Source organism: Caloramator australicus RC3, from assembly GCF_000297115.1.
GTDB classification, from domain to species: domain Bacteria; phylum Bacillota; class Clostridia; order Clostridiales; family Caloramatoraceae; genus Caloramator; species Caloramator australicus.
In genome coordinates, this window is sequence record NZ_CAKP01000027.1 from 26,288 (window position 1) to 38,061 (window position 11,774).

12 protein-coding genes, 2 tRNA genes, 1 pseudogene and 1 other annotated feature are annotated in these 11,774 nt (G+C 34.7%); of the genes and pseudogenes, 4 read left to right on the forward strand and 11 right to left on the reverse strand.

Translation table 11 applies throughout. The features are described from left to right. Nucleotides 1-22 precede the first annotated feature (22 nt). Both spoVG and purR read right to left on the reverse strand, forming a co-directional pair. Nucleotides 23-298 carry a septation regulator SpoVG gene (gene spoVG, locus CAAU_RS03185; RefSeq protein ID WP_008908002.1) on the reverse strand — a complete coding sequence of 92 codons (276 nt, stop codon included), beginning with the start codon at nt 296-298 and terminating at the stop codon, nt 23-25. A 121-nt stretch (nt 299-419) separates the two neighbouring features. Further along, nucleotides 420-1,229 carry a pur operon repressor gene (gene purR / locus CAAU_RS03190; RefSeq protein ID WP_008908003.1) on the reverse strand — a complete coding sequence of 270 codons (810 nt, stop codon included), beginning with the start codon at nt 1,227-1,229 and terminating at the stop codon, nt 420-422. Between the two features lie 200 nt (nt 1,230-1,429). On the opposite strand from purR, the gene murC reads away from it, so the two are divergent. Further along, a complete protein-coding gene (murC, locus tag CAAU_RS03195; protein ID WP_008908004.1) occupies nt 1,430-2,803 on the forward strand; it encodes a UDP-N-acetylmuramate--L-alanine ligase in 1,374 nt (457 codons plus the stop codon). 19 nt (nt 2,804-2,822) lie between these two features. Here the strand turns inward: murC and CAAU_RS03200 are convergent, their stop codons facing one another. Together CAAU_RS03200 and asnS are read right to left on the reverse strand one after the other, a co-directional pair. After that, nucleotides 2,823-3,893: an NAD(P)H-binding protein gene (locus CAAU_RS03200; RefSeq protein ID WP_008908005.1), complete on the reverse strand. Its 1,071-nt coding sequence runs from the start codon at nt 3,891-3,893 to the stop codon at nt 2,823-2,825. Between the two features lie 178 nt (nt 3,894-4,071). After that, a complete protein-coding gene (asnS, locus tag CAAU_RS03205; RefSeq protein ID WP_008908006.1) occupies nt 4,072-5,463 on the reverse strand; it encodes an asparagine--tRNA ligase in 1,392 nt (463 codons plus the stop codon). A 53-nt stretch (nt 5,464-5,516) separates the two neighbouring features. After that, nucleotides 5,517-5,751: a binding site (T-box leader), on the reverse strand. Between the two features lie 100 nt (nt 5,752-5,851). Here asnS and CAAU_RS03210 point away from each other — a divergent pair. Then, entirely contained in the window at nt 5,852-6,472 is a 621-nt protein-coding gene (locus CAAU_RS03210; RefSeq protein WP_008908007.1) for a DNA-3-methyladenine glycosylase family protein, read from the forward strand. Here CAAU_RS03210 and CAAU_RS03215 read toward each other — a convergent pair. From CAAU_RS03215 to CAAU_RS03240, 6 genes are all read right to left on the reverse strand, one after another. Next, nucleotides 6,465-6,938, reverse strand: coding sequence for a flavodoxin family protein (locus CAAU_RS03215; protein WP_008908008.1), 474 nt, complete (start codon nt 6,936-6,938; stop codon nt 6,465-6,467). The two genes, CAAU_RS03210 and CAAU_RS03215, sit on opposite strands and share 8 nt — an antisense overlap. Before the next feature lie 32 nt (nt 6,939-6,970). After that, the gene (locus CAAU_RS03220) at nt 6,971-7,729 is read right to left on the reverse strand and encodes a glucose 1-dehydrogenase (RefSeq protein WP_008908009.1); all 759 of its coding nucleotides are present in this window, start codon (nt 7,727-7,729) and stop codon (nt 6,971-6,973) included. A 155-nt stretch (nt 7,730-7,884) separates the two neighbouring features. Beyond that, a tRNA-Pro gene (locus CAAU_RS03225) sits at nt 7,885-7,960 on the reverse strand. 55 nt (nt 7,961-8,015) lie between these two features. Then, nucleotides 8,016-8,091, reverse strand: a tRNA-Pro gene (locus CAAU_RS03230). A gap of 77 nt (nt 8,092-8,168) precedes the next feature. Beyond that, a complete protein-coding gene (locus CAAU_RS03235; protein ID WP_008908010.1) occupies nt 8,169-8,801 on the reverse strand; it encodes a flavodoxin family protein in 633 nt (210 codons plus the stop codon). A gap of 184 nt (nt 8,802-8,985) precedes the next feature. Next, on the reverse strand, nt 8,986-9,312 hold the full coding sequence (locus CAAU_RS03240) for a hypothetical protein (protein ID WP_008908011.1): 327 nt from the start codon (nt 9,310-9,312) through the stop codon (nt 8,986-8,988). A gap of 101 nt (nt 9,313-9,413) precedes the next feature. Between CAAU_RS03240 and CAAU_RS03245 the strand changes: the two genes are divergently transcribed. Beyond that, nucleotides 9,414-9,770 (forward strand): PilZ domain-containing protein, encoded by a 357-nt coding sequence (locus CAAU_RS03245; protein WP_008908012.1) that lies wholly within the window; start codon nt 9,414-9,416, stop codon nt 9,768-9,770. 21 nt (nt 9,771-9,791) lie between these two features. Then, complete coding sequence (locus CAAU_RS03250; RefSeq protein ID WP_008908013.1) at nt 9,792-10,964, forward strand: class I SAM-dependent rRNA methyltransferase; 1,173 nt, start codon at nt 9,792-9,794, stop codon at nt 10,962-10,964. A 325-nt stretch (nt 10,965-11,289) separates the two neighbouring features. On the opposite strand, the pseudogene CAAU_RS14520 reads toward CAAU_RS03250, so the two are convergent. Beyond that, nucleotides 11,290-11,774, reverse strand: a pseudogene (locus tag CAAU_RS14520) (transposase); the annotation flags it as partial.

Consider the following 11,774-nt stretch of genomic DNA (forward strand, 5'->3'; position numbering starts at 1 on the left):
GTATTTCACTTCCTTTTTATGATTATTCATTTTCTTCAGGCATGTTCTTTACCTTTTCATATTCTGCAAGGATGGCTGCTTGAAGCTTTTCTCTTGTTTGTGTGTTTATTGGATGAGCAATGTCCTTAAACTCACCATCTGGTGTTTTTCTCGATGGCATTGCTATGAATAATCCATTTTGTCCATCTATTACTTTGATGTCATGAACCACAAATTCGTTGTCAAAGGTAACTGATACAATAGCCTTCATCTTCCCTTCGTTCATAACCTTTCTTACTCTAACATCGGTAATTTGCATAAAATTCACCACCTTCCATGTTGCTTAATTAATATATTCTTCATTTTTTTTCAAATTCCTGCTTAAAATTGTGAATATTTCGAAAAATTTTTATATTAATTCTCCAAGTTAAATTGGAGAATTAATTGTTTTTAAGTTTTACATCAATTATTTCCCTTTCTTCATCGACATTATTCAGTATAAGTAAAGATATGTAATCTTGAACTAACTTCTTTTCAGTCTTAGCCTCTATAAATACTCCAACTCCGACAACTTTAGACTCAAACTCCTCCATTAATTTTATTATTCCCTTTGCTGTCCCCCCGGCCCTCATAAAATCGTCTATGAATACTACTTTGCTTCCCTTTTTTACTGCCCTTTTAGGAAGGCTCATGGTTTGAATTTGCCTTTTTGAACCTGAAACATAATTTATGCTTACAGTAGGGCCTTCTGCCCCCTTGTTTTCCCTTCTTACTATAACTAAAGGAACATTCAAATATCTTGCAGTCATCATGGCTATTGGAATACCCTTAGTTTCTACGGTAAGAACATAATCGGGTTCTTTATCCCTAAAATAACTTGCAAAAATAATGCCTAGTTTATTTGTGATTTCCGGAGAAAAGATTAAATCATTTGTATATAAAAAACCCCCAGGCATAATCCTGTCTTTATTCTTTAAACTTTCACAAAGTTCTTTTAAAAAGCTTTGTCTATCTTCTTCCCTTAAAGAAGGCACAAATCTAACTCCACCTGTTGGTCCAGCCACAGTTTCAACGCTTCCAACTCCAATATCCTCAACAACTTTTTTAAGTATAGTAACATCTTCACTTAAAGTTGATCGAGCCATACTAAAATTTTCTTGAAAAAAACTTAAACTTATTACTTTGTTAGGATTATCTGATAATATTTTAAGTATAGCCGCTACCCTTTCTTTCCTGTTTAGTCTTTCCATTTTTCCCACATCCTATTCACTTAAATATTTTTATCATAATTTTTTATTTTTATACATATTTTATAATGGCAAATTCTAAACTATCTAATCTAATTGTAAAAAAAACGAGTCTGATTTTCAACGATTACCAATATTTTATTGATATATTATAATTTAAAATATAAAATAATGTTATGTAAATTTTGTTTAGGAGTGATAGGATGTTTGATCTTGAAAGGGATTTTGATAAAAAGGTTCATTTTATTGGAATTGGTGGAATAAGCATGAGTGCCCTTGCTGAAATACTTTTAGAATACGGCTACAAGGTTTCTGGTTCTGATAGGGCTAAATCCCACCTTACTGATAAGTTACAAGCAATGGGTGCAAAAATATTTATTGGACACGATGCTAAAAATATTGAAGATGCAGATATTGTTGTTTATACTGCAGCTGTAAAGGATGATAATCCTGAACTTATGGAGGCAAGAAGTAGGAAATTGATAATTTACGATAGAGCCGAATTTTTGGGACAAATAATGAAAAGATACAAAAAAGGTGTGGCAATTGCTGGAACTCATGGTAAAACCACAACAACCTCTTTAGTTTCATTGATGCTATTAAGGGCTAATCTTGATCCTACTTTAATGATAGGCGGAGAGGTTGATATATTAGGTGGAAATGTTAGGGTAGGTAAAAGTCCATACTTTGTTACAGAAGCCTGTGAATATAAAGAAAGCTTTTTAAAATTCTACCCTTTTATTGGTGTAATTTTAAACATCGATGCAGATCATTTAGATTATTATAAGGACATTAATCATATAAAAGAGGCCTTTTTAAAATTTGGTAAACTTATTCCTAAGGATGGTCTTGTTGTTGGGTATGCTGAAGATAAAAACGTCATAGAAATTTTTAAAGACTTAGAATGCAATAAATTGACCTACGGGATAAACAGGGGAGATTTTCAGGCAGTAGAAATAAGATATGACGAAAAGGGATGTGCCTCCTTTAAAGTTAATCTAAACGATAAACTATATGGTGATTTTAAGCTATCTATTCCAGGTGAACATAATGTCCTTAATGCTCTAGCTACTATCGCCTGTGGGCACTTTTTAGGAATTGATGTTGAAACAATTAAAAACAGCCTTTTAGAATTTAAAGGAACCCATAGAAGATTTGAGAAAAAAGGTGAAAAGAATGGAATAGTTGTGATAGATGACTATGCTCATCATCCTGCAGAAATAAAGGCTACAATTAAAGCTGCTAAAAACTATCCTCATAAAAAAATATACTGCGTATTTCAACCCCACACATATACAAGAACATATACTCTATTCGATGAATTTTCAACTGCCTTTTTAGGAGTTGACAAACTTATTCTTACCGATATATATGCCGCAAGGGAAAAGGATACCGGACTTGTAAATTCTAAAATGCTCTCGGATGCAGTTGTTAAACACGGCGTTGACTCTATATACATCAAGGATTTTGATGAAATAGTAAACTATTTAGAAGGTGAGCTAAAAGAAGGGGACCTTTTAATAACAATGGGTGCCGGAGATGTTTATAAAATCGGTGAAATGTTTTTAAAAAAGTAAGCCCTGTATAATGCAGGGCTTATGCTTTGGAAAAAGCTAATCTTTTTACCCTTTCGATGTCTTCCTTTGTAACAGGCCTTTCAAAACTTCTAAAGCCAGCAAGTTTAAAGCCATGCTTTTTAGCAAGATTATGTATCTCTTTAACCCTATCAAGGCTCAAATCCCTTCCTAAGGAATAGTTTTCAATTCTTCCCTCTAAAGCAAGGAGCATGGTTTCAGCCATGCAGGCATATCCTGTTTTTGGTGGAAAACCAAAGTTAAAATTAAAGTTTACATCTCCAGGGATTTCAACGACTCCGCCCTCTATTATTAATACATCCTGCCTTTTTTTTGCTACATCCTTTGAAACATCCCTTGGCCTTGCAACATCGCAAACTATTGCTCCCTTTTTTAAATATTCTGCCTCGATAATGGCATCTTTAGAACTTGATACGGTTATAACAACGTCTGCATTTTGCAGGGCTTCCTTTATATCCGAAGTTACATAAACTTTTTTGTTGTAGTTTCCTTCTAATTTATTTGCAAATTCCTTTAACCTTTCCATATTCCTTGCAACAAGGAACATATTTTTTGATTTTGGTAATAAAAGTTCTGCACAAACCTTTCCTATGGACCCTGTTGCGCCGATTACAGCAACATTGCATTCATCTAAGTATTTACCCATAATATCGACTGCCTTTTTTGTTGCTTCAACAGCTGTTGCAACGGTTAAGCTATTTCCAGATGTTACCGCGATGTTTACGTTTTTAGCGATAGTTATTCCGGCATCCCCAACAACCGATGTTAAAGCCCCAAGGCCTACAATGTCAACATCCAATTTTTCTGCCATCTTTGCCGCCTTTATTATTCTTTTTAAAACATAATCTTCAGGTAAGGATAACATCTGATTTGATGTTAAAGGAACGGCTATAAAATAACCTTCTGTTTCTGAAAATTCACTTTTTACCCCTGTTATTTTAGATATTTTTATAGGAGGTAAAAATTTTATTATCCTCTCAACATTTTTTTCTGAAAGATTTTTTAGAAACTTAAATTTTCTGCTAACATCAGTATATTCAATTGGATGAATAATAAAGGCAAATCTTTTCATCCCGACCCCTCCATTGGTGCACAATATGTGCACGTCTTTTAATAATATTTTAAGTCCTTTTACCATTATTTTCAAGTATATTCTATAAATAAAAAACACCTTTTTAGACTTTTCATCTAAAAAGGTGTTGGTAAATTATAGTAATGTCAAAAAGTCAAAATGTCAAGTGCCTGTCACTTTAGAATTCAGCATTTCTTGGGGTTCTTGGGAATGGGATAACGTCCCTTATGTTGCTCATCCCTGTTAGATACATTATCATTCTTTCAAAACCAAGGCCATATCCTGCGTGCTTTGTTCCACCGTATTTTCTAAGTTCTAGATACCACCAGTAGTCCTCCTCTTTCATTCCAAGCTCTCTTATTCTGTTTAAAAGCACATCGTATCTTTCTTCCCTTTGGCTTCCTCCGATTATCTCTCCAACTCCAGGAACCAAAAGGTCTGCTGCTGCAACAGTCTTTCCATCATCATTCAATCTCATATAGAAGGCCTTTATATCCTTTGGATAATTAGTTACAAATACTGGCTTTTTAAATATTTTTTCTGTGATATATCTTTCATGTTCTGTTTGTAGGTCGCATCCCCATTCAACTGGGAATTGGAAGTTCTCTCCTGATTTTTTCAAAAGCTCTATTGCTTCTGTGTATGTTATTCTTGCAAATTCTGAATTAACAACATTATTTAATCTTTCAAATAATGTATTGTCAATGAAATTATTGAAAAACTCCATCTCCTCTGGGCAATTTTCAAGAACATAGCTGATTATATATTTAACCATATCCTCTGCAAGGTCCATATAATCGTTAAGATCAGCAAAGGCAATCTCTGGCTCAATCATCCAAAACTCCGATGCATGTCTTGGTGTATTTGAATTTTCTGCTCTAAAGGTTGGTCCAAAGGTATAAACCTTTTTAAAGGCAAGGGCATAAACTTCTGCTTCTAATTGTCCTGAAACTGTAAGATTTGTTTCCTTGCCAAAAAAGTCTTCAGAAAAATCAATTGAACCATCTTCCTTTCTTGGAAGATTATTAAGATCAAGGGTAGTTACTCTAAACATTTGTCCTGCGCCTTCGCAGTCGCTTCCTGTTATTATTGGAGTATGAACATAAACAAAGCCTCTTTCTTGGAAGAACTTATGAATAGCATAGGCTGCAACTGACCTTACCCTAAATACTGCTGAAAAGGTATTGCTCCTTGGTCTTAGGTGGGCTATAGTCCTTAGGTATTCAAAGGAATGCTTTTTCTTTTGTAGCGGATAATCAGAATGGGAATATCCTTCAACTACTATCCTATCCGCATGAACTTCAAAGGGCTGCTTTGCACCGGGTGTTTCAACCAACTTACCTTCCACAGTTATTGATGAACTAATGGGAAGCTTTTCAATTTCCTTAAAATTATCTATTTTTTCGTCAAATACAATTTGAAGATTTTTAAAGAAGGTTCCGTCATTAAGCTCAATAAATCCAAAGCTTTTAGAACTTCTAACTGTTCTTATCCAGCCGCTAACTTTAACCTCTTGATTTAGATACTTTTCTTGATGTCTATAAAGTTCCTTTACTTCAACCTCAAACATGTTTATCCTCCCTTTCCTGTATGTTTTTACAAATTAAAAAGCCCTTCATCCCTAAATGGGACGAAAGGCTTAACTTCCGCGGTGCCACCCAAATTGCCAAAATGGCCTCTTTGAAGGTACTAACATACCCCCTGGATTTAACGTTCCAGCCACGTCTTAGCCTACTCTCTTACGATTTCGGTAAGAAACTCCGGGATGTTCTTCAATATAGGCTTCGTATCGGTCTTCCACCGCCACCGACTCGCTATGACTACGTCCCATATCTACTCTTCCCATCATAGTCTTTTAATATTTATATAAAATTATAATATTTGATATTAGTATTGTCAAATAAAAGTAGAAATTATGATAAAATAATTATAACTTTACATTAAAGGATGGTGTTAATATGAATAGAATCCACTTAAATCCCACCGATCCAATAGTTAAATACATATCAATTAAGGATAAAAGAGTAAAGGAACTTATAGAAAGGGTTGGAGAAATACAATTAGATCTTGGCAAAAATTATTTTTCTTCTTTAGTTCAATCTATAGTAGGTCAACAGCTTTCGATGAAGGCTGCTGAAACTATTTGGAATAGACTTGTTTTTATTTTAGGTGACATAAACTGCGACAATATTATAAACGCTCCTTTTGAAACTTTAAAAAGCATAGGACTCTCTAAAAGCAAAATAGCATATATTAAGGATCTCGCAGAAAAGGTCAATGAAGGAGCTGTAAACCTTGATATAATAGATTCCCTTTCAGATGAAGAAATAATAGATGAACTTATTAAAGTCAAAGGTATAGGCAAATGGACAGCAGAAATGTTTTTAATATTTTCATTAGGAAGGATGGATGTTTTTTCAATGAACGATTTAGGCCTTCAAAAAGCCGTCCAATGGCTTTTTAAACTTGAAGGTCTCCCACCAAAGGAATTTCTTTTGGATTTTACATCGAAATTTAAACCCTACAGAACTATATTATCCCTTTATCTTTGGGGTGCAATAAATAAGGGGCTCATATGAGCCCCTTGAGCCAATTCTCTATTCTTTTTTCAACTTCTATTTTATTTTTTATAAAAGAATCCTTAAAGCCAATTTCATCAGAGATAATCAAATTCATTTTTTTGGTGAAATATTCATAAGCCTTTTTCTCGTCCGCTGCAAAGGTCGAAAATAGGTATATCTTCTTGTCATTTAAAGGATGATTTTCAATAAAAGATAGCACATATGGACAAGGTCTTCCTGCCCAAATTGGAGTCCCTAAAAATATTGTATCGTAAAACTCCCAATTAGGCACTCCCTCAACCTCCGGCCTTTCTCCAAAAAGGGACATCTTTCCACCATAAAAGAACTTCCAAAATCCCTTATACTTAAACTCTTTTAAGGGCTTTATCTTTATAATTTCAAATCCTGTCCTTTCAGCAATCTTATTTGCCACAAACTCTGTATCCCCATCAAGGGAAAAATAAACAACAGCACCTTTTTTCATAATAAGACCTTCTTTCTATAAATTATTTATTTTTACACATAAATCATCTTCCTTGTCATGCCTCCATCAACTATGAAATTTGCACCTGTTATGAAGGAATTTTGTGGATCGATTAAAAATAAAACTAGCGATGCTATATCATCCTCGTTGCCAACTCTTCCTGCTGGATGTTGCTTATGGTCCATTTCCGTTAAATTTGCGATATATCGTTGGCTTTGCTTCTTAAGGTGGCTAACCTCAATCCATCCTGGACTTATACAGTTTACCCTTACATCAGGCCCAAGGCTTATGGCCAGGGCATGGGTTAGGGCAAATACTCCCCCCTTTGATGCTGAATAGGCCTCGGTATTCGGTTCCGACATGAAGGCCCTTGTTGAAGCTATGTTTATTATGGAGCCTTTTCTTTCTTTTATGTAGGGTGCACAGTATTTTGAACATAAAAATGCACCAGTCAAGTTTACTCCAATTACCCTGTTCCACTCATCGAGGCTAAGTTCTGTTATAGACTTATTTATTGAAATTGCAGCGTTGTTTATTAAAACGTCAATTTCACCGAAAATTTTTACCGTTTCTTCAATAAGTTTTTTAACATCATCCTCCTTCGATACATCGCAGTGAATAAATTTAATGTTGCCTAATGAGCTCAATTCCCTTTCCGTTTCTTCTCCTGCCTCTTTATCTATTTCTGCAATTATGACGTTATAATTTTCTTTTAATAGTCTTTTAGCTATTCCCCTTCCTATTCCTTGACCTCCACCCGTTATAATTGCTGTTCTTTTATGATTATCCATATCGCCACCTCACATTTTTATCTCTTACTAAATTTATTCTCCCCAATGTGTTTATTTCCTACCAATATATAAAAATTTTTAGTCATTTAAGTAAATAAAATTCTTAATAAGTGAAAGTAAAAAAGACCTGTAAGCTATAAAGCCACAGGCCATTTTGGTCGGGGCGACAGGACTCGAACCTGCGACCTTATGGTCCCGAACCACACGCGCTACCACCTGCGCTACGCCCCGGTAAAAATTTCCTTATGAGATTATAAAATAAGGTTTAGCCTTAAGGCTAAACCTATGGTCGGGGTGACAGGGATTGAACCTGCGACCTCATGGTCCCAAACCACGCGCGCTCCCATCTGCGCCACACCCCGCTATCGACAAAATAAATTATAAGACATTTTTTTTATTTTTTCAAGTGTTTTTTTGTGGAATTTTTGCCTATTTAGTATCAGCGAACAAAATTAGTAAAAATCTTTTTCTCCTTTTCAGGCTCAAGGACTATACCTTCTCCACTCTTTTTTAATTTCAAAAGCCATGCCATGTTTTTGCCAAGAAGTCTCATTATCTGAACTCCCTCTTCATCCTGATAAACTTCCCCAGGCTTTGCACCATGAATTACATTCCAATAGTTTGTCGTTGGAATGAGCATTTCTGAATAAAGAAGATAATTGTTAAGCTGTTCAAAGGTTGTAACCCCACCTGAACGTCTCACAGCAACTACTGAAGCTCCTACTTTATGCCTAAAAAGCCCTCCATTTGCTGATGCAACATAAAAGGCTCTGTCTAAAAAGGCCTTCATGGTTGCAGCAATGCCGGAATAGTGAACTGGTGAGCCTAAAATTATCCCATCAGCGTTTTTCATCTTTTGAATCCATTCATTTACCTCGTCATCCGTTATGCATCTTTCATTTTTATTTTTGTAGCACATCCCGCAGGCTATGCAGCCTCTTATAATTTTATCTCCAACATGGACTATTTCAGCTTCAATTCCTTCCTTTTCAAGTTCCTCTGCTACAATTTTTATAGCATGATATGTATTTCCTTCCTTTTTTGGGCTTCCGTTAAAGGCAACAACCTTCATACACCTTCCCCCTTTCTTTTTTTTAAAATTATACCAAGAAGGATATATTAATTCAATAAAGTCAAAAAATATAGGGCACTTTTTAGATTTTTCATCTAAAAGTGCCACATATATTAGGCGTTACTTTTTGAAATTGAGATCAGCCATTGTCTGGTGAATGGGTTTTATTTATGGGTTGATAAGCTTAAGGCTTTTTTTCCTCCACACCACGCCTTGGAACACATGAAGCAATAAATCCTATAAGAACAGATTGAACTGCTGGAGCAATATAATTTAAGTATTTTTGATATCTTAAAGAGTAGACTATTAAAGCTGTTATCACGTTTATTATAACCGTAACTAAAAAAAGATAAATTACAAACCTTGAAAAGGAGCTTATATATTTTTCCCATATCCTATGTCTTTTATCACCGGGTATTAATTTAGAAAACAAAAAGAAGGTAACAAGAACAATTAGTATATCTACTGCAAGCATTATAAAAAAAGTTTTAACTCCTAAATAGTTCGTCATAAAATCCCTCCATTCTAATTTTATTTTTTACAATTTTTTATATTTAATGTATATTGTTTCTCATGTATAATAAAAATATAGATAGGGATTGGGGTGGTTATATGAATTATAAAGAACGTAGAAAATTTGAAAGGGTCAAAATGGACTGTCAAATTCTATATCCTACCTTAATTTTAAATAATGAAAAAAGAACTTTTCTTGATGATAATGCTAAGCTTTATGTGTGTGATATTTCTGAAGCTGGTATATGTGTAAGGTCAAATTTTTTTATTCCAAATGAAAGCTTTCTATCATTTTATTTTAGAATAGAGGATAATATACCATTTAGAGTATTGGTAAAAATCGTCTGGACTAAAGTTGAAGATGGAGAATATATTGCAGGTGGTGAATTTATAGCATTAAAATCTGAAGAAATGATGATTATTAGAGATTATGTAAATAAACATAAAAATAATTAAAAAATAAATGGAGGAATCTTCATGGCAAAGGTCTTTCTAAAATCTAAAAAAGGATTAAGAGCTGAAATGGGGCATCCTTGGATTTTTTCTGGTGAAATTGATAAAATAGAAGGCGATTTTGAAAACGGAGATATAGTTGAAGTTTACAATTTTAAAGGCAAATTTATAGGCAAAGGTTACATAAACACTAAATCCCAGATTACAGTAAGAATACTAACAAGAAACAAAGATGAAGAAATAAACGAAGATTTTTTCAGAAGAAGAATTTTAGATGCCTGGAACTATCGCAAAAAGGTTATAGAAACCACATGCTGTAGAGTAGTGTTTGGTGAGGCTGATTTTCTTCCTGCCCTTATCGTTGATAAATATAGCGATTATCTTGTTGTTCAAACCCTTGCCCTTGGAATTGATAAATACAAAGATATTATAGTAAAAGTTTTAAAGGAAATATTCAATCCAAAGGGCATATATGAAAGAAACGACGTTCCTGTTAGGGAACTTGAGGGTCTTAATCAACAAAAGGGATTTTTAACAGAACCCTTTGATACTACAATAATTACCGAAGAAAATGGCGTTAAATTCTATGTTGACATAGAAAACGGCCAAAAGACAGGTTACTTCCTAGATCAAAAGGAAAATAGAGCTGCCATTAAGGACATTGTAAAGGATGCTGATGTTTTAGACTGTTTTTGCCATACCGGCTCATTTTCCCTGCATGCCGCAAGATATGGTGCAAAAAGTGTTCTTGGAATAGATATTTCTGAACATGCCGTTGAATTTGCAAGAAAAAATGCTGAACTTAATGGGTTCCAGGATATATGTAAATTTGAAGCCCACAACGCCTTTGATGTTCTTCACCCATGGTCAAAGGAAGGAAGAAAATTCGATGTAGTTATCCTTGACCCACCAGCATTTACAAAGAGTAAAGATACTGTAGAAAGTGCAATGAGGGGATACAAAGAAATAAACTTAAGAGCCATGAAGCTTTTAAAACCCGGAGGATTTTTGGTAACAGCTTCTTGCTCACATCATTTAACCCCAGAGCTTTTTTATCAAGTTATCATGGATGCTGCAATAGATGCCAAAAAAACTATAAGGCAAGTTGAATATAGGACCCAATCCAAGGACCATCCAATCCTTTGGAACTCTGGCGAAACCCTATATTTAAAATTCCTTATACTTCAAATAATATAGGCTGCATACAATGCAGCCTCAGATTGTAGACAAACTCTCTTTGGTGTTCAGACTTTGCAAGAGCCCTGTGAATGGATTTCAAAAAGGCATCTCTCATAAGCTCTAGCAATTCTTGCTTTTCGACTTTTCAAAAGTCCGTAATTCTGCACACGGACGTGCAGAGCCGAGTGGCCGACACGGATGTCGGCTCACGAGGGTAGGACTTTTGAAAACAAAGAAAAGCTTAGAATTGCTTAGCGAAATGAGCAAATGCCAGGGAAATCCTTCACAGGGCTTATCAAAAAACAACTTTTTCAACAGTCTGAGGCTGCATACAATGCAGCCTTCAGACCGTCGACAAACCCCACTTTTCAAAAAACGAAAAGTGGGGTTTGAGTATTTTTACAAGCATTTTTGATAAATATTTTATAAATACAAAGAAATTTTTGCCCTTTCCAGGGCCGTTTTGTCCCTTCTTCCACATCCAATTTGCCATCTTCTTTAAATTAAAGCAAGCACAAACAAGCATCGCTTGCATGGACACTTTTTCTATCCCTCTTAGTGTTGTCCATCGCAAACCATGCTTCTCCTTCAAGTCGGCAAATACCCTCTCTATGGTTTTGCTTCTATCTTTATATAGTTCTTTGCATTCGTATGTATGTCTCAAATGTTCTACTTCTTCTAGATATCCTTCCCATATATGTCGATTGACTATTTTTGTGTTGATTTTTACTGCTTGTGCACATGCTTAAATATGGGCAGTTCTTGCATACTTCCGGATTTGATTTGTATACCCTATATCCATCTCTGTTTGTTGTTGCGTATTCTAAT